Raw genomic sequence first — 24,816 nt, forward strand, 5'->3', positions numbered from 1 at the left:
GGGTCCTAGAGGAAGTAGAGGCGGTTGAGGGAGACGGAGTCGGCGGGCTCGGAGCGCAGCGGGTCGCCGTCCAGCGTGACGAGGCCGCTGTCCGCGTCCACGGCGACCTGTCCCGTACGGGAGTTGAGGCGCAGGTCCGCGGGGCCGATGCCCCGGGTGCCGCGGACACCGACCCGGCGGCGGCGGGTGGGCATCAGGTCGGCGCCGAGCTGGGTCGCCGCCCCGGAGACGAACGCCACCGAGAGATCGGCCGGGGTCGCTCCGTGTGCGCCGAACTGCGGTCCCAGGACGAGGGGTTCGCAGGTGTCGGTGGCCGCGTTCGGGTCGCCGGTGACGCCGTACGCGGGGAAGCCGGACTTCAGGACCAGCTGGGGCTTCGCGCCGAAGAACTCGGGGCGCCACAGCACGATGTCGGCGAGCTTGCCGGTCTCGATGGAGCCGACCTCGTGGGAGAGGCCGTGCGCGATGGCGGGGTTGATCGTGAGCTTGGCCAGGTAGCGCAGCACACGGGCGTTGTCGTCGCCCGGTCCGTCGCCCTCCATCGGGCCCAGCTCGGCCTTCATCTTGCCGGCCATCGCGAACGTACGGCGGACCGTCTCGCCGGCCCGGCCCATCCCCTGGGCGTCGGACGAGGTGATCCCGATGGCCCCGAGGTCGTGCAGCACGTCCTCGGCGCCCATGGTGCCCGCCCGGATGCGGTCGCGGGCCATGGCCGCGTCGCCGGGCAGGTCGGTCTTCAGGTCGTGTACGGAGACGATCATCCCGTAGTGCTCGGCGACCGCGTCCCGGCCGAAGGGCAGGGTGGGGTTGGTGGAGGAGCCGATGACGTTCGCCACGCCCGCCATCTTCAGGACGTTGGGGACGTGCCCACCGCCGCAGCCCTCGATGTGGAAGGCGTGGATCGTGCGGCCCTCCAGGACGCTCAGGGTGTCCTCCACCGACAGGCACTCGTTCAGCCCGTCGCTGTGCAGGGCGACCTGGACGTCGTACTCCTCGGCGACCCGCAGCGCGGTGTCCAGGGCGCGGGTGTGGGCGCCCATGTCCTCATGGACCTTGAAGCCGCAGGCCCCGCCCTCCGCCAGCGCCTCGACCAGCGGCGCCCGGTGGGAGGACGAACCGCGGCCCAGGAAGCCGATGTTGACCGGCCAGGCGTCGAAGGCGTTGAAGGCGTGCCGCAGGGCCCACGGCGAGTTGACGCCGACGCCCCAGACCGGGCCGAACTCCTGGCCGATGATCGTGGTGACGCCGGAGGCGAGCGAAGCTTCCATGATGCGCGGCGAGAGCAGATGGACATGGGTGTCCACGGCGCCCGCCGTGGCGATCAGCCCCTCGCCGGAGACGATGGACGTGCCGGTGCCGACGACCACGTCGACACCGTCGAGGGTGTCCGGGTTCCCGGCCCGCCCGATCGCCGAGATCCGGCCCTCGCGGATACCGATGGACACCTTCCGGATGCCCTGGACCGCGTCGATGACCAGCACATTGCTGATCACGACATCGCACGTGTCGCGGACGGCCGCGGCCTTGAGGTGCAGCCCGTCGCGGGCGGTCTTGCCGAATCCGGCGAGGAACTCCTCGCCGGGCCTCTGCGCGTCGGACTCGACGCGGACGGTCAGCCCGGAGTCCCCGAGCCTGACGCGGTCCCCGGCGCGCGGGCCGTGCGTGGCGGCGTATGCGTACGGGTCCATCAGCGCTTCTCCTCCCCGCCGGACACGGCTCCGGCCCGCTCGTCGGCTCCGGCTCCTTCGGCTTGCGGTCCGGTGCCTTCGGCTTGTGGTCCGATACCTTCGGCTTGTGGTCCGATACCTTCGGCTTCCGCTTCCGTCTGCCGTGCCGCTCCGAGGTAGCCGCAGGCCGCCGCACGGCGCAGGGCCTCCTCCTTCGCGCCCGGTGCGTCCAGCGGGCCGTCGACGAGCCCGGCGAATCCGATCGCGATCCGGGCGCCGCCGATCGGCTCCAGGCCGACCTCGACGCGCTCGCCGGGGCCGAAGCGGACCGAGGACCCGGCGGGCACGCACAGCCGCATCCCGTACGCCGCGCCCCGGTCGAAGTCGAGCCGGGGGTTGGCCTCGAAGAAGTGGAAGTGGGACGTCACGCTGACGGGCACGGTCGCGGTGTTCCGGACGGTCAGCCGGAGCGCGGGTACCGGTTCGGGGGTCGCGGGGCCGGGGACGAGCGCGCCGGGTGCCAGGTCGCCGAGGCCGGCGCCCAGCGGGCGGGAGACGACGGCGAGCCGGGAGCCGTCGTCGAAGACGGCCTCCACATGGACCTCGGTGACCACGTCGGCGACGCCCGGCAGCACATCGCCGGGGCCGAGCACGGAGCGGGCCGCCTCGATCGCCTCGGCCAGCCGCCGCCCGTCACGGGCGGCCTCGCAGACGGTGTCCGCGATCAGCGCGGTCGCCTCGGGGACGTTGAGCCGCAGACCCCGGGCGCGGCGGGCACGGGCCAGTTCGGCGGCACCGAAGAGCAGTAGCCGGTCGCGTTCCGTCGGGGTCAGTCGCATGTCCGTGCACCTCCTTGTTAGAGCAGCACTCTAACGGTAGATACGAGGCAAAGGGAAGCCGATCACTCGTCGATTGGAGCGCCGCTCAAATGGATGGGCACAAAAAAGCCGCGCCCGGCGGGGAGCCGGGCGCGGCCTGAGTGGTGCGGCTGGGGAGCCGGACCCCTAGCCGAGCGGGTGCATCCAGCCGTGGGTGTCCTCGACCACTCCGCGCTGGATGTCGAGCAGGCGCTCGCGCAGCTTCAGCGTGATCTCGCCGGGCGTACCGTCGCCCTGGGTCCAGTCGCCGCCCGCGGACTTGACGATGCCGACGGGCGTGATGACGGCTGCGGTGCCGCAGGCGAAGACCTCGGTGAGGGTGCCGTTCGCGGTGTCGTCGCGCCACTGGTCGATGGAGACGCGGCCCTCCTCGGACGCGTAACCGAGGTCACGGGCGACCTTGAGCAGCGAGTCGCGGGTGACACCGGCGAGCAGGGAGCCGGTCAGGGCCGGGGTGACGATCCGCTTCGAGCCGTCCTCCCGCCCGTACACGAAGTAGAGGTTCATCCCGCCGAGCTCCTCGACCCACTTGTGCTCCACGGCGTCGAGGTAGGCGACCTGGTCGCAGCCCTGGGCGGCGGCCTCGGCCTGGGCGAGGAGGGACGCGGCGTAGTTGCCGCCGGTCTTGGCGTCGCCCATGCCGCCGGGGACGGCGCGGACGCGGTTCTCCGAGAGCCAGATCGAGACGGGCTTGACGCCGCCGGGGAAGTAGGCGCCCGCGGGCGAGGCGATGACCAGGAAGAGGTACTCGTTGGCGGGCTTCACACCGAGGCCGACCTCGGCCGCGATCATGAACGGGCGCAGGTAGAGGGACTCCTCGCCACCGTGCGCCGGGACCCATGCCTTGTCCTGCTGGACCAGGACGTCGCACGCCTCGATGAACGTCTCGACCGGCAGCTGCGGCATCGCGAGACGCGCGGCGGAGCGCTGGAAGCGCTCGGCGTTGGCCTCGGGGCGGAAGGTGGCGACCGAACCGTCGGCCTGGCGGTACGCCTTGAGGCCCTCGAAGATCTCCTGCGCGTAGTGCAGGGTCATGTTGGCCGGATCCATCGACAGCGGGCCGTAGGGGACGAGCTGGGCGTCGTGCCAGCCGCGGCCCTCGGTCCACCTGATGGTCACCATGTTGTCGGTGAAGTGGCGGCCGAATCCGGGGTTGACCAGGATCGCCTCGCGCTCCGCGTCGGACAGCGGGTTCGAGGAGGGCTTGAGCTCGATCGTGGGCGTCGTCATGAGTGCGTGTCCTTCACCGGTCTTGTGTGTGATGGACCGCGCTCACGCCCCGGTTTCTGCCCGGCGGTTTCCGGTCAGGTCCTAGGACGTCCGAGCTTTACCGCAAGCCACGGCCCCGCGTTCGATTATCGCTCGTGGGTGGCCGTGGACGAAATGGCGCGAATGCGGTCCAGTGGTCGATGGTGGCATCCGGAGGCCGCACAGGTGAAGCCGCCGGGTGCGGTCGCGACCCGGCGGCTTCGAAGTGGAGTCGTCGGGTCAGCTCGCTACGCGTACCGCGAGCGCGTCACCGATCTCGTCGGTGGTACGCGTGCTGCCCCCGTCGCGCTCCGCGAGGTCGGCGGAGACGGCTTCCTCGATGCGCGCGGCCTGGGTCTCGTAGCCGAGGTGGCGCAGCAGGAGGGCGACGGAGAGGATCGTGGCGGTCGGGTCGGCCTTGCCCTGGCCCGCGATGTCGGGGGCAGAGCCGTGGACCGGCTCGAACATCGACGGGAAGGTGCCCGTCGGGTTGATGTTGCCGGACGCGGCCAGGCCGATGCCGCCGGTCACGGCCGCGGCGAGGTCGGTGAGGATGTCACCGAAGAGGTTGTCGGTGACGATGACGTCGAAGCGTTCCGGCTGGGTGACGAAGAAGATCGTCGCGGCGTCGACGTGCAGATAGTCGGTGCTGACCTCGGGGTACTCGGCCGCCACCCGGTCGAAGGTGTTCTTCCACAGGTGACCGGCGTAGACGAGGACGTTGTTCTTGTGGACCAGCGTCAGCTTCTTGCGCGGGCGGGCGTTCGCCCGCTCGAAGGCGTCGCGGACGACGCGCTCGACGCCGTATGCCGTGTTCACGCTGACCTCGGTGGCGACCTCGGCCGGGGTACCGGTGCGCAGCGAGCCGCCGTTGCCCGTGTACGGGCCCTCGGTGCCCTCGCGGACGACGACGAAGTCGATGTCGGGGCGGCCGGCCAGCGGGGTCGCGGTGTTCGGGAACAGCTTCGACGGCCGCAGGTTGATGAAGTGGTCGAAGGCGAAGCGCAGCTTCAGCAGCAGCCCGCGTTCCAGGACGCCGGACGGCACGGAGGGGTCGCCGATCGCGCCGAGCAGGATGGCGTCGTGGCTCTTGAGCGCCTCCAGCTCCGCGTCCGGGAGGGTTTCACCGGTGCGGTGCCAGCGCTGGGCGCCAAGGTCGTACTCCTTGGTCTCCAGCTTCACATCCTGCGGGAGGACAGCGTTGAGGACCTTGAGGCCCTGGGCCACGACTTCCTGGCCGATTCCGTCACCGGGGATCACTGCGAGATTGATGCTGCGAGACATAACGGCAGCCTAACCATGCGTCCCATCCCATGACATCCACCGTCCATTATACGGACACATGGGGAGCTGTACGTGTACCGTTCACTTACTTGCCGGTATGCGGTCAGCCCGCCGGTGGATCTTTTCCGTCATGGACATCCCTCGTTTCGGAATCCCCGAGAAGCTCGCCGGCCGCATGAGCATGGCGGAACAGCACGACTATCTGCGCACCCGTCTCACCCGGCGCGGAGTGCTGCGCACGAGCGTGGCGACCGCGGCCGTCACCGGAGCCGGACTGGCCGCGGGGGCGGGCGCCGCCTCTCCCGCGTACGCCGTCCCCTCGGTGATCACCTCGCGCCGCACCTCCACCCAGGTGGACGGCTCGCTGGTCGCGCCGTTCGGCCGGCACCTCGCGTACGGGGCGGACCCGCGGACGCAGATGGCCGTCTCCTGGCAGGTCCCGTTCGCCGTGCGGCGGCCGTACCTCCGTATCGGCGCGAAGCCGTGGGCGCTGAGCCGCCGGATCGACGCCGAGGTCCGTCACCTCACCACGCCCGAGCTGAACGGCGGGAAGATCGCGGCCGCCGAGCAGTTCTACGTCCACGCGAGCCTGGACCGGCTGCGGCCCGGGACGACGTACTACTACGGCGTCGGCCATGAGGGCTTCGACCCGGCCGACACCCGCAACCTCGGCACGCTCGGCACCTTCACCACCGCGCCCGCGCACGCCGAGCCCTTCACCTTCACCGCCTTCGGCGACCAGGGCGTCAGCTACCACGCGCTCGGCAACGACCAGCTGATCCTGGGCCAGAACCCGGCCTTCCACCTGCACGCGGGCGACATCTGCTACGCCGACCCGTCGGGCTCCGGCCGGGAGACGGACTCCTACGACGCGCGCACCTGGGACCAGTTCCTGGCACAGACGGAGACCGTCGCCAAGACCGTGCCGTGGATGGTGACGACCGGCAACCACGACATGGAGGCGTGGTACTCGCCGGACGGGTACGGCGGCCAGAACGCCCGCTGGACCCTGCCGGACAACGGCCCGGACCCGGTGAACCAGCCGGGCGCGTACTCCTTCGTCCACGGCAACGTGGGCGTGATCGCCCTCGACGCCAACGACGTGTCGTACGAGATCCCCGCCAACTTCGGGATCAGCGGGGGCGGCCAGACGCGGTGGCTGGACCGGCGGCTGGGCCAGCTGCGGGCCCGCCACGACATCGACTTCCTGGTGGTCTTCTTCCACCACTGCGCCTTCTCCACGACGAACGCGCACGCCTCGGACGGCGGGGTGCGCGACGCCTGGGTGCCGCTCTTCGAGAAGCACCAGGTGGACCTGGTCATCAACGGGCACAACCACGTCTACGAGCGCACCGACGCGATCCTGCGCAACGCGGTCGCCCGTCCGGTGCCGATCGGCGAGCGCACCGACCCGACGCGGGACGGCATCGTGTACGTCACGGCGGGCGGCGCGGGCAAGGCGCTGTACGACTTCCCCGCGCCGGACAGCTACGAGGGACACGTCAAGGATCTGGACAGCGTCAAGACGTACCACGTGGCGAAGGGCGGCGGTAAGGCGGCCGAGACCGTGGAGTGGTCCCGGGTGCGCTACACCGGCTTCTCGTTCCTGGCGGTGGAGGTGCTGCCGGGCCGGCACGCCCGGATGAAGGTCACCGCGCTCGCCGAGTCGGGCGAGCGCATCGACCACTTCGAGATCGCCCGGGGGCACTGAGACCGGGATCAGGGGCGGGGCCGGGCCGGGCTGGTCCCGGGTCGGTTCGGTCCGGGTCGGTCCGGGTCGGTCCGGGTCCCGTGCGGCCGGAGTCCGGCTTCGGGGCCGGTTCGGACCGTGCTGGTTCCGGTGCGGGCTCAGTGGCCCGTGGAGCCGCCGTTGTCCCTGCGGTCCAGTGCGCGCTGCAGGGCGGCGGCGGCGTTCCGGCGCTCCGACTCGGTCGGGCGGGGGGTGTGACGGACGCGGCGGCGGACAGTCGTCTCGGCCATGATGGATCGACTCCTTGAGATCGCGTGGATGCCGGGACCGGATTCCGGGGAATCCGGATGTCGACAGTCAAGAGCGGGATTTCGAGGTGCCGGAAGGGGCGGGGAGCGTCGCCGCAGGGGTTGCCTGCTTCGTGGCGGGCGCTCACGACCACCAATCGCTGGATCGAGCGAGTCGTTCGGCTCCTACCAAGCTAGGACAGCCGGGCCGCTCTGTCTCCACAATTACTCGGACTTCCTACTATCTGAGACGGCCGCCCCTCGGCGTTCGGCGCGCAGTTCGCGGATCAGCGCCCGCACGGCGAGGGATCGTGCCTGCTCAGGGGTGGTGACATGGCCGATCGACCACGTGGGGCGATCCGGTCCAAGAGCAGTGATCTCGATTCCGTCGGGTGCTCCATAGAGGGACAGTCCGGGCATGATCGCCATGCCGAGACCACCGGACACCATCGAGAGCACCGCTCCGTCGTCCTCGGCATCCACCGTCGTCCTCGGCATCCACCGTCGCCCGCAGGATCCACCATCGCCCGCGGGATCAACTCCCGCGCCGCCCACCGACGGATCATCGGGGGCGCGGGTTCGGCCGCGCATCACCCCCAGGGGAAACAGCGCGCGGAGAAGCACTGCCCGTGGAAACGGCGCCCGTCGAAACACCGACCCGAGGAACCCCGCCTCACAGCACGTCCCCGTCGCGCCAGTCGAAGGCCAGCGTCCCGGACCGGGCGGGCAGCGTGCCGCGTACGTAGGTGCTGCCCTCCTCGTCGGGCAGCGGCTCGACGCCCTCGGGCCCCTGCGCGGCGAGCTGCCCCGGCCACGGCTCCCAGCCCCGGGACACGTAGAGCGCGGCCCCCGCGTCGGACGCGGACAGCGCCCCGAAGGCGTACGCCCCGTCGATGACCCGTTCCAGTGCGGCCATCACGCGTCCGCCGAGCCCTTCCCGGCGGTGCTCGGCGCGGACGGCCACGCCCTCGACGTAGCCGACGCGGTACGAACGTCCCCCGTGGACCACCCGCCGCTGGATCACGCTGCCGTGGGCGAGGAGGAGTCCGCTGCCGTCGCGCACACAGGCGTGGACGCCGCCCAGGGTGTGATCCCAGTCGCCGTCCGAGAAATCCCCGTCGAACGCGGTGTCCAGGAGGTCGCGGATCCCGGCGAGGGCCGGCGCGGTCAGCTCGTAGGTGTGGGCGAGGTGCAGGGTTGCCGGTTCGGTCATGTACCCAGGGTCCCAGGCGCGGCCCTCACCCGGTACTCAGTATCCATTTGAGTACCCGGGCCGTGCCGAAAGGATGTGCGTCGCACGAGAGTTGCCCCTATGAACGGCCTCTACGCTCTCAAGCCCTGGTACGCGAACCGGCTCGCCGGTGTCCGTGCCCGCCTCGTCCGCCGTGAGGTGTCGCCCGACACCCTCACCGCGGCGGGCGTCGTCGCGGCGGCCGGTGGAGCCGCCGCGCTGGCCTGGCTGCCCGCCGGACCCGCCGCGCTCCCGGTCGCCGTGCTGCTCGCGGCGCGGCTCGCCTTCGCCAACCTCGACGGGGCGCTGGCCCGCGACACCGGCCGGACCACCCGGCGCGGCGCGGTCCTCAACGAACTGGGCGACCGGGCGGCCGACCTGGTCGTGCTCGCCGGGTTCCTGGCGCTCGCCCCGCTGTGGCTGGTGGCGGTGGCCGCGCTCGCGGCGACGCTGCCGTCCTGGGTGTCGCTGGCGGGCGCGGCGGCCGGTGCGCCCCGGCACAACGGCGGCCCGGTCGGCAAGACCGAACGCTGTCTGCTGGCCGTGGTCGCGGCGGCGAGCGGCTGGGCCGTGCCCGTACTGATCGTGATCGCCGCCGGTTCGCTGCTCACCGCCGCGCTCCGGCTGGCCCGGCTGTGGCGGGAGTTGGCATGAGCGCCGTACTGATCGCCGAGGAGGCGGCGGCGCGAGCCGTACCGCTGGTCGCGGGTGTGCTGGGGGCGGGCGGCGTGGCCGTAGCCGTACTGCCGTCGAAGGTCCGGACGCGGGCCGAACTGCGCAAGCGGTGGCGGACCTGGGCGCTGGTCGCGCCGGTCTTCCTGGGGGCGTACTTCCTGGGTGGCGGGGGCACGTTCGTGCTGGCCGCCGGGCTCGGGGTGGTCGCCGTGACCGAGTTCGTCCGGATGGCCGGGCTGACGCGGGGCGACCACGCGGTGCTGGTCGCGGCGGCGGTCCTCGGGCCGGCCCTGGCGTGGCTGACGCCGGAGGTCCTGGACCCGCGGGCGGCGGTCCTGCTGCTGCTCGCGGCGGCGCTGCCCCCGGTGTTGTCGGGTGACGACGCGCGCGGTTTCACCCGCGGCGCCCGGACGGCCTTCGGGCTGCTGTGGATTCCGGTCGCGCTGACGGGTCTGGTGACGCTGGGCGGGACGGGGGCGGCGGTCGGCCTGGCGGTGGCGCTCGGTGATGTCGGTGCCTGGTGCGGCGGTACGGCGCTGGGCCGCCGGGGTCCGCTCGCCCGGCGGCTCTCCCCGCTCTCCCCGAACAAGACCTGGGCGGGGGTGCTGGGCGCGGCCCTCGCCACGGCGCTGCTCCTGCTGGTGCTCGGTTCGTTCTCGGTGGCGCTGTGGGCCGCGGTGCTCGGCGGCTGTGTCCTGGGTGACCTGATCGAGTCGATGGTCAAGCGCGAGTCGGGGGTGAAGGACGCGGGCAGCTGGCTGCCCGGGTTCGGCGGCCTCCTCGACCGGATCGACTCCCTGCTGGTGGCTCTTCTCCTGGCGATGGTGATGACGTGACGATGACGACCCCGCTGCCCACGCCCGGCCGGGTGGACCTCCCGGCACGCTCCCGCTTCACCGCGGCACTGCGCCGCGGTCTGTGGTGGGCGGTGCTGAGCCTGACCGGTGGGGTGGAGCGGCGCGGGCGGCTGCCGCGCGGCGGCTGTGTCGTCGTCGCCAACCACTCCTCGCACGCCGACACCGCGGCGCTCCTCGCGGCGCTGGACGCGCGGCACATCCCGGTGATCGGGGCGGCGGCGGACTACTGGTTCGCCTCGCCGTGGCGGCGCCGGATCTGCCGCAGGCTCGCGGCCGGGTTCCCGGTGCGGCGCGGCGGGGGCGGCATGGACGATCTGCTCTCCATGGCGGACGAGCTGCGGGCGGGCCGGGCGGTGGTGCTGTTCCCCGAGGGCACCCGGGGCAAGGACGGCGAGCTGGGCTCCTTCCACCGCGGTGCGCTGGTCCTGGCCGAGCGTGCGGGGGTGCCGGTGGTGCCGGTCGGCATCGCGGGTACGGACCGGCTGCTGCCCAAGCACGGGCGGCTGCGCTCGGCCCTGGTACGGGTGACGATCGGGGAGCCGCTGCCTTCGGCCGTCACCCCGGCCGGGGCGCGCGACGCGGTCGTGGCGCTGCACTCCCGTACGGTCGCCGAACCGCTCGGGGACTCGGCGGCGCGCCGCCGGGTGGCGTCGGTCGTGACGTCCCGGTGGGGTGTGCCGCTGGCCTTCGTCTGGGCGCTGGCGGAGGCACTGAGCTGGCCGCTGATGCCGGAGCTGCTGCTCGGGGTGGTGTGTGTGGCGGTGCCGCGTGCGGCGTGGAAGATGTCGCTGGGGGCACTGGCGGGGAGCTTGGCGGGCGGCCTGCTCGCCCTGCAACTTGCCTCGGCGGGGCCGCAGTTGCCCGCGCCGCTGACCACCGACCGGATGCGGGCGGAGGTCCGCCGGGGGCTGGCGCTGGAGGGGGCGTCGGCGGTGCGGCGGCAGCCGTGGAACGGCATCCCGTTCAAGGTGTACGGCGCCGAGGCGGGGCGCGCCGGGGTGCCGGCCGGTGACTGGGCCGCCGCCTCCGCGACGGCGCGTGGTGCGCGGACGCTGTCGGTGGGGCTCGGGTTCGCCGCGTTCGGGCTGCTGATGCGGCGCCACCGCAGGCACTACGGGCGCTATCTGGCGCTGCTGGGCGGCGGCTTCACGGCGGGGCTTTCGCTGATCGTGCACGGCTGGGCGTGAACTGCCCGCCCCGGGCGGCGTGGCCCGGGGCGGAGACCGGACCGTGCGGTCCGGGGGGCGAGGACGGTCAGTACACGGTCACGCCGTAGGCGGCCAGGGCTTCCTTGACCGGCTGGTGGATGGCGGAGCCGCTGGTGCCGGTGCAGCCGGAGCTGCCCGAGTGGATGCCGAGGGCGACGGAGCCTGCGAAGTGGGCGCCGCCGCTGTCGCCGCCCGCGGAGCAGGCGGTGGTGCGGACCATGTTGTAGACGGGCCCGTCGCCGTAGTTGACGGTGACGTTGACGGCCGTGACGGTGCCGCTGGTCACCTTGGTGGTGGAGCCGCTCTTACTGAGGGTCTGGCCCACGACGGCGTCGGCGGCCGAGCCGATGTCCTGGGAGCCGCCGTTGTAGAGGTCGACGTCCCCGGCGGGCGCGGAGCCGTCGGTGTACCGGACGATGCCGTAGTCGTTGGTCGGGAAGCTGGTGCCCTCACGGACCCCGACGACCGGTCCTCCGGACGTGGCCGACCAGTTGGCTGAGATGTTGGTGCAGTGCCCGGCGGTGACGAAGTACCGGGCGCCGCCCTTGGTGACGTTGAAGGCGGCCGAACACCGGCTCCCGCCGCCGTAGATGGCGCCGCCGCCCAGCACCTCGCGGTGGAAGACGCCGGGCACCCTGGTGATGCGTACGGCACCGTCCAGCCGGTCGGCGACGGCTCCGAGCCGGGCCAGGTCCCGCGCGGAGACCGACTGATCGGCCTCCACCGCGACCTGGTTGGTCCTGGGGTCGACACCCCAGGAGGTGCCGGTGATCTTCGCCTCGGCCTCCAGGGTGTCCATCGCGGCGCCCAGTTGCGCGGCGCTGCGCGCCACCCGGCGCACGGTGGCCCCGGCGGCCACGGCCTGTTCGGCGGCACGGTCGGTGGTGACGGTGACGACGAGGTCACCGGTCTTCCGGTCGAGGTAGCTCCCGGCGCTTCCGGCCCCGAGCCGCCGCTCCAGGGCGGCGTCCAGGGCGTAGGCGGCGGGGGTGGGGGCGGACAGCGCGGTGGAGGTGGGCGGCGCGGTGGGGGCGGGCTCCGGAACGGGCGCCGCCCCGGAGGGAGTCGCGCCGAGGCCGAGGGTGCCGATGACGAGCAGAAGGGAAACGCCGACGCGGGCACGGGTAGTGCGTCTCATGGGGGTGCTCCTTCTCGGGTGACGCGTGGGGACGTACCGAGCAAGGAATTTGGCATGCTCATTACCTAACCCGCAAGAGCGCGTTACCCGGAAGGCCCTTCGCGGGCCCGGTGACCGGACACTGACCGGGACGGGCGGCCCGCCCTTGTCCGAAGGCCCTCTGTTCGCGGAGCGGGCGCGGGCCGCACACTGCCGCCATGCCCGAGAACACGACTGACGCACCCCAGCAGTGGACCCCGGTCCACGGCGACCCGTACCGATCGGTCCCGTACCGCCCCGAGCGGATGCCGGCCGAGGAGTCCCTGGACCAGGCCGACCGTCTGCGGCACCGGATGGACGGGCGCAGGACCGTACGCCGGTTCTCCACCGACCCTGTGCCCGAGCAGGTGCTGCGGGACGCCATCGCCTGCGCGGCGACCGCACCCTCCGGAGCCCATCAGCAGCCGTGGACCTTCGTCCTGGTCAAGGACCCCGAGGTGCGGCGCCGCATCCGGGAGGCGGCCGAGCACGAGGAGAAGATCAGCTACGACGGCAGGCTCGGCGAGGAGTGGCTGGCGGCGCTGCGCCCGCTGGGCACCGACGCGGTGAAGTCCCATATGACGGACGCCCCGGGCCTGATCGTGGTGTTCCAGCAGCGTTACTGGCTGGGCGAGGACGGCACGAAGCGCAAGCACTACTACGTCGACGAGTCCGTCGGCATCGCGGTCGGGATGCTGCTGTCGGCCCTGCACCTGTCGGGCCTGTCGGCCCTGATCCACACCCCGAGCCCGATGCGCTTCCTGCGCGAGGTCCTGGACCGCCCGGAGAACGAGAAGGCGTTCGCGGTGATCCCGGTGGGCTATCCGGCCGAGGACTGCGAGGTGCCGGACCTGGTCCGCAAGTCGCTGGACCAGGTGATGGTGGAGATCTGAGCCGGACGGACCCGGTGACGGACCGGCCACGGTCCCGGTGACGGACCGGACATAGCCGCGGTGACGGACCCGGCGACGGACCCGGACACCGACCCCGTCACGACCCCGGACACCGCCCCCTTCACGGCCCCGGACATGGAAACCGCCCCCCGGCCGGCAGGGGGGCCGGTCGGGGGGCGGGACTCTGGGCCGGGGCGCCGTGCTGCGGCGCCCCGGGAGGGGGTCAGCCCTGGTGGGGGTAGGTGTAGTCGGTCGGCGGGACCAGCGTCTCCTTGATGGCCCGGGTCAGCGTCCAGCGCTGGAGGTTCTGCGGGGCACCCGCCTTGTCGTTCGTACCCGAGGCACGGCCACCGCCGAAGGGCTGCTGGCCGACGACGGCGCCGGTCGACTTGTCGTTGATGTAGAAGTTGCCCGCGGCGTACCGCAGCTTCTCCATCGTGTACGCGGCCGCCGCACGGTCGTTGGAGATGACCGCGCCGGTCAGCGCGTAGTCGGAGGCCGACTCCATCTGCTCCAGCATGGCGTCGTACTTCTCGTCCTCGTACACGTGGATCGCGAGGATCGGGCCGAAGTACTCGGTCGTGAAGACCTCGTTGGCCGGGTCGGTGCAGACGATGACCGTCGGGCGGACGAAGTAGCCGACCGAGTCGTCGTACGTGCCGCCCGCGACGACCGTGCACGTCGGGTCGGACTTCGCGCGGTCGATCGCGGCCTTGTTCTTGGCGAACGAACGCTCGTCGATGACGGCGCCGATGAAGTTCGTCAGGTCGGTGACGTCACCCATCTTGATGCCGTCGACCTCGGCCGCGAACTCCTCCTGGAAACCGGAGTTCCAGATGGAGGCCGGGACGTACGCCCGCGAGGAGGCCGAACACTTCTGGCCCTGGTACTCGAAGGAGCCACGGGTCAGCGCGGTCTTCAGCACGGCGCGGTCGGCGCTGGGGTGTGCGACGACGAAGTCCTTGCCGCCGGTCTCGCCGACCAGACGCGGGTACGTCCGGTAGCTGGCGATGTTGTTGCCGACCGTCTTCCACAGGTGCTGGAAGGTCGGGGTCGAGCCGGTGAAGTGGATACCGGCCAGGTCCCGGTGGTTCAGGGCCACCTCGGAGACGGCGATGCCGTCGCCGGTCACCAGGTTGATGACGCCCTTGGGCAGACCGGCCTCCTCCAGCAGCCGCATCAGCAGCACGGCGGCGTGGGTCTGCGTCGGGGACGGCTTCCACACCACGACGTTGCCCATGAGGGCGGGGGCGGTGGGGAGGTTGCCCGCGATGGCCGTGAAGTTGAACGGCGTGATCGCGTAGACGAAGCCCTCCAGCGGGCGGTGGTCCATGCGGTTCCACACGCCGGGCGAGTTGGCCGGGGGCTGCTCGGCGAGCATCTGGCGCGCGTAGTGCACGTTGAAGCGCCAGAAGTCGACGAGCTCGCAGGGGGTGTCGATCTCGGCCTGCTGGGCGGTCTTGGACTGGCCGAGCATGGTCGAGGCGGCCAGCGTCTCGCGCCAGGGGCCCGACAGCAGCTCGGCGGCGCGCAGGATGATCGCGGCGCGGTCGTCGAACGCCATCGCGCGCCACGCCGGGGCGGCGGCCAGCGCGGCGTCGATCGCGTCCTGGGCGTCCTGCTCGGTGGCCCCGGCGAACGTACCGATGACGGCCCGGTGGTTGTGCGGCTGCACGACGTCGAAGCGCTCGCCGCCACCCATCCGCTTCTCGCCGCCGATGGTCATCGGCAGGTCGATCGGGTTCTCGGCGAGCTCCTTGAGCTTCACTTCGAGGCGGGAGCGCTCCGGGGAGCCCGGGGCGTAGGAGCGGACCGGCTCGTTGACCGGCGCGGGGACCTGGGTCACAGCGTCCATGAGTGCCTTGTCTCCTTGGTTGGGCGGGGTGGGGGTCGGCCGGGGTGTGGGTCAGCCCTTGGTGATGATGGAGCGGGCGAAGAACAGCAGGTTGGCCGGCTTCTCCGCGAGGCGGCGCATGAAGTATCCGTACCAGTCGGTGCCGTACGCCGTGTAGACGCGCATCCGGTGGCCCTCGGCCGCGAGCCGGATGTGCTCCTCGCTGCGGATGCCGTACAGCATCTGGAACTCGTACTCGTCCAGTTTGCGCCCGGCCTTGCGGGCGAGCTCCTGGCTGATGGCGATGAGCCGCGGGTCGTGGGACCCGATCATCGGGTAGCCGTCGCCGTCCATGAGGATCTTGACGATGCGAACGTACGCCCGGTCGATCTCGGCCTTGTCCTGGTACGCGACGGAGGCGGGCTCCTTGTAGGCGCCCTTCACGATGCGGACGCGGCTGCCGGCGGCGGCCAGGCGACGGGCGTCGTCCTCGGTGCGGAACAGGTAGGACTGGATCACGCAGCCGGTCTGCGGGTAGTCCTTCCGCAGCTCCTCGTGGATGGCGAACATCGAGTCGAGGGTGGTGTGGTCCTCGGCGTCCAGCGTGACCGTGGTGCCGATCTCGGCGGCGGCCTCGACGACCGGGCGGACGTTGGCGAGCGCCAGCTCGTGGCCGCCCTCCAGGGCCTGGCCGAACATCGACAGCTTCACGGACATCTCGGCCCTGGTGCCCAGGCCCAGTTCCTTGAGCCGGCCGACCAGCTCCAGGTACGCGTCGCGCGCGGCGGCGGCCTGGTCGGCGCTGGTGATGTCCTCGCCCACGACGTCCAGGGTGACCTCAAGGCCCTTGCCCGCGGCGTCCTGGATGATCGGGACGACCTGATCGACGGTCTCACCGGCGATGAAGCGGTCGACGACCTGCTTGGTGCCGGGCGCGGCGGAGACGAACCGGCGCATGCGGTCGCTGCGCGACGCGGCGAGAATCACGGGACCCAGCACGGGGCACCTCCACGGAAAGTACGTACGAACGGCCGTAGCGGTAGGAAGGGAAACGAACCGGTACGGCACGGAGAACCACCGTGAAATCTATGGATCACTCCGATCGTGTGCCATCGACAGCTGTCACGCATCTGTGGCCGGGACCTCAGACATATGTCTGAAGAGGTGCGAGAATGTGCGAGTGAAGGGCGATTACCAGGAACTGGTCGACGAGATCTCCACGCTGCTCGGCGCCCCCGCCACCCTGGAGAACCGGGACTTCGGCCTGGTCGCCTTCGGCGCCCACGACAGCGACGACGACACGGCCATGGACCCCGTCCGGACGCGCTCGATCCTGACCCGGCGCTCCACCCCGGCGGTCCGGGCCTGGTTCGAGGGCTTCGGCATCGCGCGGGCGACCGGCCCGGTCCGGATTCCGGCCGCCCCGGAGGCCGGGGTGTTCCGGGACCGGATCTGCCTTCCGGTACGCCATCGGGGTGTCGTGCTCGGTTACGTCTGGCTGCTCGACGCCGAGCCCGCCCCGACCGACGAGCGGCTGAGCGCCGCGATGGACGTCGCGGCCCGGATCGGGGCCCTGCTCTCCGACGAGGCGCGGGCGGGCGCGGACCTGACGCGGGAGTTCGGCGCGGTCCTGGCGGCCGGGCGCGGCTGGCAGCGCGACATGGCGGTGGCCGCCCTGCGCGAGGCCCTCGGCCCGGACGCGGACGGCCTGCACACCGTGGTGTGCGTGACCCCGTGGGAGGACGACACCCCCTCGGTACGTACGGTCCCGTCGGCGGCGGCGCTGGCCGCGGTGGCCTCCCCCGCCGGTGCCGGCGCCCTGTCGCTGGCGGCCCTGGTACGGCTGCGCTCGGCCGGTCAGCTGGACCCGGCCACGAGCGCCGCGGACCGGCTGCGCACCGCCGCGGCCCCCGCCGCCACGGCCGGGATCGCGCTCCCGCGCCGCGGTCTGGCCGAGCTGGGCGACTCCTGGCACGAGGCGGTGTCGGCGGCCCGCGCGGCGACGGCGGAGGCCCGTTTCGGCCCGGTCGCCGACTGGGCGGCCATCGGCCCGTACCGCCTGCTGACCGCACTCCCCCGGACCCCGGACGCCGCCCCGGACCCGGCGGTGACCACGCTGCTGACCCCGCCGCACACCGAGCTGGCCCGGACCGCCGAGGCGTTCCTCGACTGCGCGGGCCAGGCGAGCCGGACGGCGGCGGAGCTGGGCGTCCACCGCCAGACGCTGTACTACCGCCTCTCCCGCGTCCAGCAGCTCACCGGACTCGACCTGAACGACGGCGAGGACCGGCTGCTGCTGCACATGGCGTTGAAACGGGCACGGCTGTGAGCGGCGCGGGTTCCGCGACTCGGTGCGCACTGACTCCGCACGGCAACTAAGGGCATTCAGAGTCCAGCCCGGGTACGCAGGAAGAACGAACAGCCGATGGCGTCAGTCCGCTACGACGATGCGTCGGTACGGAAGGTCCCGTTCAAGGATCTGCGGTTGGCGGATCTCACACGGTCGGTGCCATGGCGGAAGTTTCGCTCCGTCCACGGCCAGGCCACTACTCAGGGCGGTACTCGTCGGCAACGATGGCCGGGCCCGTGGTCCATGAGAGCCGCTCGGAGCCGGCACGGCGACCTGCGTGAACGCCAACCACCCGGCCTTGGAGAACTTCAATCAACAACCTACATGGCCAACCTCCAATTTTCGCTGGGCGTACGAAAGCCCCGAGGCCAAGTCACCCCATCAACCGACACGAGCGCGAAACAACCGAAATCCCATTCGCGCAGCGCAGCGGCCACCACGCCCCCTCGTGGCATGTCACCGCGTTTCGCTATGTATCAAGCGCCCTTACCACATGACCACCTGCGGGCCCTCCATGACATTTCCAAACTGCGGTCTCACGGAAATAATCCACGTGCAGACCGAAGGAGTGGCAACCACAGACCGGCCAGACCGTGACATAATAATCCATAACAAATTCCTGCACCCCTTCCGCTACGACACCAAGGACTTCCGCCCAATCCGGTGTCGAGACTTCTGCGGACTTGAAGCGAACCGCGCCGACCGGCTCAAATTCCGGGTCGCGAAAATAGTTGACGTAGCTGAACTCCTCCCCGACAACCCTTTTCCCCGTTTCGTCGAGCACGGACTTCTGGATCACATCGAAGGCCGATCTCGCCATGGAAAAGGTTCGCGTGGTCCAGAGTTCACAGAATTCTTCTCCGGAAATTTCTCCGAATTCATCATGCACCTCGGACATCCACGCCAGCACCTCCTCCGGCATCGGCTCCCCCTGCCGCCGGACTGCTTGCAGCATCCTGTCCCGCCAGTCCAGAAAATTCGACACCCTCGCCAGCCTTCCGATCGAATTCACCTGCTGAAAGTCCGCCCCACAAAATAGCATATCGCCGGAAGGATTCCTTCCGGCGATATGCCGATTTACGCGTTCACCTGGATCGACCCGAAGATCCTCGGGTAAACAGGGCCCAAACGCTCACCCTCGGGTTTCTCACGAAAATGTTCTGGACAGTGACGGTGCCGGACCATTCAGCATTGTCCGTCCAGCCGAACCATCTCGCGAATCCGAGGACGCTGCACTTTCCTCGCTCGGAATCCGATCTGCCTCTCCCGTTCCGCCCCCCGGGAGGCATGGAAGAAGTAATCCCCTGCCTCCGCGTGACCGTAGCTCTGATTCGACACAATCCGCTTTCCCGGAATGGTGATACTGAACACCAGTTTCACGGAGCCGTACTTCTTCCATATACTCTTCAGCTTCAGGCGCCAGGTGAGACTGCACTTGGAATGCCCGGTGCAGTATCGCCTGAGATACAGCACGCAGTTCTTTGTCGCCCTTTGCTGATCGCGATAGTTCAGTCGGCTCCCGCTGGTGTCCAGCTGCGTGTGAGCAAGACACCCCGGGCGAGCAAGAGGCCCCATGCGCGCAAGGCACCCCGGGAGAAGGAGAACCGACGGTGAATCCGGACCGGCGGGACCGGCTGCGTGACGCGGCGATCGAGGTACTGGCCGACGCGGGCAATCGCGGTCCGACTCCCCGACACCCTGGCGGCGGCGGGCCCGGACGGCTTCGTACGCGGCCAGCTCCAGGCGGTGTACCCGGAGCACCCTGAGGACCCGGAGCACCCGGCCGGCTAGTTCGTCAGGACGCGGTACCCCGGTCGGTCAGCGCTCCCCCGACGGCAGCTCCGTGACCGGCCGGTCGCTGACCAGGGCCGCCATCACCAGCGGCGCGTCCCCGTCACTGTGCCCGACGCACACCGCGATCCAGCGGCCCGGTGCGCCCACCGGTCCAGCCACCGACGCCGACGCCGAAACCGGCACCGGCCCCCAGACGGTCAGGTCGCCGTAGAGGTCCTGTCCGAGCAGCGCCTCGAACAGCGGGGGCAGCGGCGCGCCCTCCTGCTTCCGGAGGAGCGGCACATGCGTGGCCACCGCCCGGTGGGCACCCCACCGGGCGTCCAACTCCGCGACGAGAGAGGCGAGATGGGCTTCGGCCGCCTCCTCGGCGTCGTTCCACTCGGGGGCGTACACACCGGTCAGCGGGTCGCCCTCCCAGAGCGGGACGATCCGGAAGCCCGCACCGCTGGTGGCGGTCCACTCGCCGGTGTCCGGGTCGCCCTCCCCCACGGTGGGCCCGGTGGCCGGTAGGGGGCCCACGAGCAGGTCCTCGACATCGGACACGGCCCGCTCCGTCGCGAACGGCTCACCGGTCCGGGCACTCACAGCGCGGCCCGGTCCATCGGGCGCGGCAGCGGCCGCAGCGCCCCGGCCCCGCTCAGCCGCTCGTAGGCCCGGACCACCGCGTCGGTGTCGCCGGGGGCCGCGATGCGCAGGAGCACACCGCCGCCCGGCAATTCCTCGCGGGCCGCCTTCAGGTCGTCCGGCAACAGGGCCGCGCGGCCCGGGGAGAGGTAGCCGACCCGGCCCACCACGGGGTCCCCCACGGAGAAACCGGCGTCGTCCTCCAGGGCGTCGAGCACGTCGTCGTCGCTCACGTCCCCGAAGTCCGGCTCCCACACCCGGGCGAGGGCCGCGAGCAGTGCGGCCTCCGGAACCTCCGCGTCGTCCGGCGCGTGGAGGACGATCACGAGCGACTGGAGCAGGAACTCCGGCGCGCCGCCCGCCAGACCGCTGATCTCCGCCTTCCAACCGGACCCGTCACCGCGGGCGATCCGCAGTCCGGTGCCCGTGACGTCGGACCAGTCGTCGGCCGTCCGCACCACACGCAGGGCGGCGAGCAGCGCGTCCTCGTCCGCCGGGAGTCCGGTGTCGGGCCCCGACGCGTGGACCTGCCGCCACGGACCGGTCAGGCCCGCCCCGGCCGGTGAACCGGCCTCGGGAAGCAGGGCCGTGAGCTGGTCGAGGGTGTGTTTCCAGCGACCGGCCAGCGCCTCGGCCGACTCCGGCCTGGGCCCCCAGAAACCCCGCACTACACGTCGCATCCGCTCTTCCTCCGTCGACCGTCGTCCGTCGGCGTGGCCCCGGTCCGGCCGGGGGCCACGCCGTGCAGGCTACTCGTCGAACGCACCCGGTTTCCTGGTGCTGTCGTTCACCTTCGGCTTGCTGTAGACGACCTTGATCGGCAGTCCTTCGTCGCGGAACGCCTTGCGGGCGGCCTTGGCCACGTCCGGGTCGGAGAAGTGCCATTCGACCGCACGGCCGCCGGACGCCTCCACCTGGGACCGCGCCTCGGTGACGAACTTGTCCTTGCCGGACGGGGTGAGGGTGCCGCTGTCCGTCTTCGAGAGGTAGCTGCCGTAGCCGTTCTTGGCCTCCAGGAAGGTCTGCCGGCCGGAGTCCCAGCCGTCGTACTCCACGGCCGGCTTGCCGTCCTTGGGGTGCGGTACGACGTACTCCTGGCCGCGGTTCGTCCCGGTGACCTGCTCCTGGTAGCGGAGCCAGGACTCGTTCTTCCAGTTGGGCGCGGGGTTGCGGTCGCGGCTGGCCCAGTAGCCGTCGCCGAGGTCCGCGTCACCGAGCTTGCGGTCCTTCAGATCGTCGGCCCAGGACGGCGGGTTGTAGTTGCGCGGGTCTGACGTGTCGTTGCGGTTGGCCTCGGGGTACTGCTTCTTGTCCAGCTCGGCCTTGCGCGCCCGCTCCGGCTCCTCCAGCCGCTTCTGGTCCAGGTGGGCGGCCCGCTCCTGGTCGCGGGCTTCCTTAGCCTTCGCCTTGGCCGCCTCGTCGCACCCGCCGTCCGCGAGGATCACCCGGCCGGTGGACCCGGAGGCCAGCACACCGATGCCGGAACCGCCGACTCCGGTGAGGCCGCCGGAACCTCCCGGGCCGCCCGAGCCGCCGGAACCTCCGTACCGCACCAGCGGCGGCCCGGACGCGATGACACAGCCGGTCCTGCGTGCGGCGTCCTCGGCGGCGTCCGCGGCGTCGTCGGCCTCCTTCGCCGCCTTGCGGACCCCGTCGATGTCGCCGGCTTCGAGGGCCTTGCGGGCCCGGCGTGCGGCAGCCCCCGCGTCCCCCGCGGCTTCGGCCACCTGCTCGGCGACCTTGCCGACCTTGCCGAGCACCCCGACCTTGCCGACGACCTTCGCCACGTCGTAGCCGGGGATGAACATGGACCCGATGTTCCAGACGACATCGGTGACGGCCCGGGTCTTCTCGCCGTTGTTCCAGCGCTCGCGGACCTCGTCACCGACGAAAACGGTGTCGCCGACCGTGCCCACGGTGTTGCCGGAAGCCTTGGTCCAGTCCCAGACCGCGCCGAGGTAGTCGCCGTCGTCCCACTTGTCGCCCGCGCCCTTGGAGTCCTGCATCCACTTGTCGCCGAGCTGGCTGCCGTAGTCGGCGATCCCGGACCAGGTCTCGGGCTTGAAGAGGTCGACGATGCCGGTGACGTCGCCCCAGATCCCGTCGACGGCCACGCCCTTGACGACCTGGGTCGTGCGGTCCCAGGCGCATCCGAAGAAGCCCCAGCCGCCGCAGTCCTCTTTCTCCTCGGCCTTGTTGCCGCCGTCGCCGCCGTTCTCGCTTTCACCCTCGGCGGACGCGGGCTGGTCGTAGTCGGCCTCGGGCTCCTCGCCCGCCTCGGGGAAGGTGTCCTCACCGGTGCCGGGACGGCCGTCGTCGTCGGGACCGCCGGTGCCTCCGCTGGAGCCCGTGGAGCCCGTGGAGCCCGTGGTGTCGCCGCCCGTGGAACCACCGGTCGTATCACCGCCGGTCGAGCCGCCGCTGCCACCCGTACCGCCGGTGGAACCGCCTTCCGTACCGCTGGTTGAGCCCGTGCCGCCCGTGGAACCCGTGCCGCCCGTGGAACCGGTACCGCCCGTGATGGTCGAGCCGCCCTCCGTACCACCCGTCGAGTCGCCGTCCGCGCCCCCGATCGAGCCGCCCGCCGTGGCGCCGCCGTCCTTGCCGCCGCCCGCCTCGACCGATCCGCTGCCGTCGCCGCCCGGGGACACCGGGCACGACGAACCGGTGAGCGAGCAGATCGCCGACTGAAGGCCCTCGGTGATACGTCCGCCCAGGCCGCCCACCGTCATCGCCCCGATGAGCGCGACGACGATCAGCACCAGGCCCAGGTACTCCAGGGCCGACTGACCCCGGTCGCGGCGCCAGGTGATCATGTGCGGGAGCGAGAACTTGGGCTTCTCCCCCCGCTCCCCCGACGGCAGCAGGAACCATGCGCGGCTCCGCGGCCGGAGGAGGAGTACGAGGATCAGCGTCGGCAGGAGCAGCTGGCTGAAGCCGTCCGCCGAACCGTCACCGATGTTGGCGACGCCCCCGAGAACCAGCCACACCTGTACGGCGACCAGTCCCCACCACACCCGTTTTCCGCCGGTCCGGACGTGCCGCGCGAGCAGCAGGCCCAGGACGCCGGGAGCGGAGGCGTAGAGCATGACTCCGAGGACCTGCGCGCCCATCGCGTCCACGGCGAGAGCCGAGCCGAAGAGCCCGAGCCCGCCGAGTACCGTCGCGCCGAACAGTACGAGGAGCAGCACGCGTGCCGTGGCGAGCGGACGGGGCAGATCACGCCGCCCGGGGACAGGTACGGGAGCGGCCGCTCCAGGAATGGGTATGCCACCGATCGCAGACATACGTGACCCCAACCCCCGCTGTCAGTAGCGACATGACAATGGCTCACGCTAGGGCCGGGACCCCTGTCCCGTCGTGGGTCCCAGGGCCCAACACAGGGCCCACCCTCCCCGGCCCGGAACGGCCGGACCGGCTCCGTCCGGCCCTGTCCGGCCCTGTCCGGCCCCGGACAGCACCGTACCCGGCAGCTGGACGCTCGCGGAGAACGTGCGTCCAACTGCCGGGTACGGTGTCCGACCGGTGCGGCGGTTATGCGGTCACGCGGTCAGGTTCACCGAACGGGCCGAGGCCGCGCCGATCTCCACCGAGATCTCGTTCAGCACGGGCTGCGGGACGGTGTCGTCCACGGTGAGGACGACCAGTGCCTCGCCGCCCACGGCCGCCCGCGAGACCTGCATGCCCGCGATGTTCAGCCCGGCCTCGCCGAGGATCTTGCCGACCGCGCCGACGACGCCGGGACGGTCCTGGTAGCGCAGCACGACCATGTGGTCGGCCAGCGCCAGGTCGACGTCGTGGTCGCCGATGGCCACGATCTTCTGGAGGTTCTTCGGGCCGGCCAGCGTGCCGGAGACCGCGACCTCCTCGCCGCTCGACAGCGTGCCGCGGACGGTCACCACATTGCGGTGGTCGGGCGACTCGGAGCTGGTGGTGAGGCGGACCTCGACACCGCGCTCCTGCGCGAAGAGCGGGGCGTTGACGTAGCTCACGGTCTCGTCGACGACATCCTCGAAGACACCCTTGAGCGCCGAGAGTTCCAGCACCTTCACATCGTGCTGGGTGATCTCGCCGTACACCTCGACGTCGAGCCGGGCCGCGACCTCGCCCGCGAGCGCGGTGAAGATCCGGCCGAGCTTCTCGGCGAGCGGCAGTCCGGGACGTACGTCCTCGGCGATCACACCGCCCTGCACATTGACCGCGTCCGGCACGAGCTCCCCGGCGAGGGCGAGGCGCACGGACTTGGCGACCGCGATGCCCGCCTTCTCCTGGGCCTCGTCGGTGGAGGCGCCGAGGTGCGGGGTGCAGACGACCTGGTCGAACTCGAACAGCGGGGAGTCCGTGCAGGGCTCCTTCGTGTACACGTCCAGACCGGCACCCGCGACGCGGCCCTCCTTGAGGGCGGAGGCGAGGGCCTGCTCGTCGACGATGCCACCGCGCGCGGCGTTGACGATGCGCACCGAGGGCTTCACCTTGTGCAGCGCCTCGTCACCGATCAGGCCGAGCGTCTCGGGGGTCTTGGGCAGGTGCACCGTGATGAAGTCGGCGACCTCCAGCAGCTCGTCCAGGCTGAGGAGCTTGACGCCCATCTGCGCGGCGCGGGCCGGCTGTACATAGGGGTCGTACGCGACGATCTTCATGCCGAAGGCCGACATGCGCTGCGCGACCAGGACACCGATGCGGCCGAGACCGACGACGCCGAGGACCTTCTCGCTCAGCTCGACGCCCGTGTACTTGGAGCGCTTCCACTCGCCGTTCTTCAGGGCGGTGTTGGCCTGCGGAATGTTGCGCGCGGTGGCGACCAGCAGACCGCAGGCCAGTTCGGCGGCGGTGACGATGTTGGACGTCGGGGCGTTGACGACCATCACACCGGCCTTGGTGGCCGAGGAGACGTCGACATTGTCCAGTCCGACCCCGGCCCGGGCGACGACCCGGAGCTTCTTCGCGGCGGCGATGGCCTCGGCGTCGACCTTGGTGGCGGAGCGCACCAGGATGGCGTCGACATCGGCGATCGCGGGGAGGAGTTCGGCGCGGTCCGCGCCGTTGCAGTGCCGGATCTCGAAATCCGGACCCAGAGCGTCGACCGTGGCGGGCGACAGCTCTTCAGCGATGAGTACGACAGGTTTCGAGCTCACGTGAG

General features: G+C 71.3%; 20 protein-coding genes and 2 pseudogenes. 7 read left to right on the forward strand and 15 right to left on the reverse strand.

What is annotated here, in order from left to right; all coding sequences use genetic code 11:
- Positions 1 to 5 precede the first annotated feature (5 nt).
- From OG413_RS01785 to OG413_RS01800, 4 genes are all read right to left on the reverse strand, one after another.
- Positions 6 to 1,688, reverse strand: coding sequence for an urease subunit alpha (locus OG413_RS01785; RefSeq protein ID WP_266802527.1), 1,683 nt, complete (start codon positions 1,686 to 1,688; stop codon positions 6 to 8).
- On the reverse strand, positions 1,688 to 2,506 hold the full coding sequence (gene ureA, locus OG413_RS01790; RefSeq protein ID WP_266802529.1) for an urease subunit gamma: 819 nt from the start codon (positions 2,504 to 2,506) through the stop codon (positions 1,688 to 1,690). The genes OG413_RS01785 and ureA overlap by 1 nt, the downstream gene beginning before the upstream one ends.
- Before the next feature lie 165 nt (positions 2,507 to 2,671).
- Positions 2,672 to 3,775, reverse strand: coding sequence for a branched-chain amino acid aminotransferase (locus tag OG413_RS01795; RefSeq protein ID WP_266802531.1), 1,104 nt, complete (start codon positions 3,773 to 3,775; stop codon positions 2,672 to 2,674).
- A 258-nt stretch (positions 3,776 to 4,033) separates the two neighbouring features.
- The gene (locus OG413_RS01800) at positions 4,034 to 5,077 is read right to left on the reverse strand and encodes a 3-isopropylmalate dehydrogenase (protein ID WP_266802533.1); all 1,044 of its coding nucleotides are present in this window, start codon (positions 5,075 to 5,077) and stop codon (positions 4,034 to 4,036) included.
- Positions 5,078 to 5,207: 130 nt separating this feature from the next.
- On the opposite strand from OG413_RS01800, the gene OG413_RS01805 reads away from it, so the two are divergent.
- On the forward strand, positions 5,208 to 6,788 hold the full coding sequence (locus OG413_RS01805) for a metallophosphoesterase family protein (protein ID WP_266802535.1): 1,581 nt from the start codon (positions 5,208 to 5,210) through the stop codon (positions 6,786 to 6,788).
- A gap of 137 nt (positions 6,789 to 6,925) precedes the next feature.
- Here the strand turns inward: OG413_RS01805 and OG413_RS01810 are convergent, their stop codons facing one another.
- The 3 genes and pseudogenes from OG413_RS01810 to OG413_RS01820 form a co-directional block, all read right to left on the reverse strand.
- On the reverse strand, positions 6,926 to 7,057 hold the full coding sequence (locus tag OG413_RS01810) for a hypothetical protein (protein ID WP_266802537.1): 132 nt from the start codon (positions 7,055 to 7,057) through the stop codon (positions 6,926 to 6,928).
- A 222-nt stretch (positions 7,058 to 7,279) separates the two neighbouring features.
- Positions 7,280 to 7,555, reverse strand: a pseudogene (locus OG413_RS01815) (LysR substrate-binding domain-containing protein); the annotation flags it as partial.
- Between the two features lie 172 nt (positions 7,556 to 7,727).
- A complete protein-coding gene (locus OG413_RS01820; RefSeq protein ID WP_266802539.1) occupies positions 7,728 to 8,267 on the reverse strand; it encodes a GNAT family N-acetyltransferase in 540 nt (179 codons plus the stop codon).
- Positions 8,268 to 8,366: 99 nt separating this feature from the next.
- Here OG413_RS01820 and OG413_RS01825 point away from each other — a divergent pair, with 99 nt between their 5' ends.
- Genes OG413_RS01825 through OG413_RS01835 form a run of 3 tightly spaced genes read left to right on the forward strand, consistent with a single transcriptional unit; the run spans position 8,367 to position 11,004 of the window.
- Positions 8,367 to 8,939, forward strand: coding sequence for a CDP-alcohol phosphatidyltransferase family protein (locus OG413_RS01825; RefSeq protein ID WP_266802541.1), 573 nt, complete (start codon positions 8,367 to 8,369; stop codon positions 8,937 to 8,939).
- Positions 8,936 to 9,796: a phosphatidate cytidylyltransferase gene (locus OG413_RS01830; RefSeq protein ID WP_266802543.1), complete on the forward strand. Its 861-nt coding sequence runs from the start codon at positions 8,936 to 8,938 to the stop codon at positions 9,794 to 9,796. The genes OG413_RS01825 and OG413_RS01830 overlap by 4 nt, the downstream gene beginning before the upstream one ends.
- Positions 9,797 to 9,798: 2 nt before the next feature.
- Complete coding sequence (locus OG413_RS01835; RefSeq protein ID WP_266809812.1) at positions 9,799 to 11,004, forward strand: 1-acyl-sn-glycerol-3-phosphate acyltransferase; 1,206 nt, start codon at positions 9,799 to 9,801, stop codon at positions 11,002 to 11,004.
- 67 nt (positions 11,005 to 11,071) lie between these two features.
- On the opposite strand, the gene OG413_RS01840 is transcribed toward OG413_RS01835, so the two are convergent.
- The gene (locus OG413_RS01840) at positions 11,072 to 12,163 is read right to left on the reverse strand and encodes a S1 family peptidase (protein WP_266802545.1); all 1,092 of its coding nucleotides are present in this window, start codon (positions 12,161 to 12,163) and stop codon (positions 11,072 to 11,074) included.
- A gap of 197 nt (positions 12,164 to 12,360) precedes the next feature.
- Here OG413_RS01840 and OG413_RS01845 point away from each other — a divergent pair, with 197 nt between their 5' ends.
- A complete protein-coding gene (locus tag OG413_RS01845) occupies positions 12,361 to 13,074 on the forward strand; it encodes a nitroreductase family protein (protein WP_266802547.1) in 714 nt (237 codons plus the stop codon).
- 223 nt (positions 13,075 to 13,297) lie between these two features.
- Here the strand turns inward: OG413_RS01845 and pruA are convergent, their stop codons facing one another.
- Together pruA and OG413_RS01855 are read right to left on the reverse strand one after the other, a co-directional pair.
- Entirely contained in the window at positions 13,298 to 14,929 is a 1,632-nt protein-coding gene (pruA, locus tag OG413_RS01850) for an L-glutamate gamma-semialdehyde dehydrogenase (protein WP_266802549.1), read from the reverse strand.
- 51 nt (positions 14,930 to 14,980) lie between these two features.
- Positions 14,981 to 15,907: a proline dehydrogenase family protein gene (locus tag OG413_RS01855; RefSeq protein WP_266802551.1), complete on the reverse strand. Its 927-nt coding sequence runs from the start codon at positions 15,905 to 15,907 to the stop codon at positions 14,981 to 14,983.
- 181 nt (positions 15,908 to 16,088) lie between these two features.
- Between OG413_RS01855 and OG413_RS01860 the strand changes: the two genes are divergently transcribed.
- Positions 16,089 to 17,237: a CdaR family transcriptional regulator gene (locus OG413_RS01860; protein ID WP_266802553.1), complete on the forward strand. Its 1,149-nt coding sequence runs from the start codon at positions 16,089 to 16,091 to the stop codon at positions 17,235 to 17,237.
- A 490-nt stretch (positions 17,238 to 17,727) separates the two neighbouring features.
- Here OG413_RS01860 and OG413_RS01865 read toward each other — a convergent pair whose 3' ends face one another.
- Positions 17,728 to 18,243: an EF-hand domain-containing protein gene (locus OG413_RS01865; RefSeq protein ID WP_266802555.1), complete on the reverse strand. Its 516-nt coding sequence runs from the start codon at positions 18,241 to 18,243 to the stop codon at positions 17,728 to 17,730.
- Between the two features lie 625 nt (positions 18,244 to 18,868).
- Here OG413_RS01865 and OG413_RS01870 point away from each other — a divergent pair.
- A pseudogene (locus tag OG413_RS01870) lies at positions 18,869 to 18,952 on the forward strand (TetR/AcrR family transcriptional regulator); the annotation flags it as partial.
- A 124-nt stretch (positions 18,953 to 19,076) separates the two neighbouring features.
- Here OG413_RS01870 and OG413_RS01875 read toward each other — a convergent pair.
- The 4 genes from OG413_RS01875 to serA form a co-directional block, all read right to left on the reverse strand.
- Complete coding sequence (locus tag OG413_RS01875; RefSeq protein ID WP_266802557.1) at positions 19,077 to 19,637, reverse strand: hypothetical protein; 561 nt, start codon at positions 19,635 to 19,637, stop codon at positions 19,077 to 19,079.
- Entirely contained in the window at positions 19,634 to 20,356 is a 723-nt protein-coding gene (locus tag OG413_RS01880) for a hypothetical protein (protein WP_266802559.1), read from the reverse strand. Before OG413_RS01880 ends, OG413_RS01875 begins: the two co-directional genes overlap by 4 nt.
- A gap of 69 nt (positions 20,357 to 20,425) precedes the next feature.
- On the reverse strand, positions 20,426 to 22,963 hold the full coding sequence (locus tag OG413_RS01885; protein WP_266802560.1) for a Tox-REase-5 domain-containing protein: 2,538 nt from the start codon (positions 22,961 to 22,963) through the stop codon (positions 20,426 to 20,428).
- 255 nt (positions 22,964 to 23,218) lie between these two features.
- Complete coding sequence (gene serA, locus OG413_RS01890) at positions 23,219 to 24,811, reverse strand: phosphoglycerate dehydrogenase (protein ID WP_073727037.1); 1,593 nt, start codon at positions 24,809 to 24,811, stop codon at positions 23,219 to 23,221.
- Positions 24,812 to 24,816 lie beyond the last annotated feature (5 nt).

This window comes from Streptomyces sp. NBC_01433, from assembly GCF_026340105.1.
Classification (GTDB): domain Bacteria; phylum Actinomycetota; class Actinomycetes; order Streptomycetales; family Streptomycetaceae; genus Streptomyces.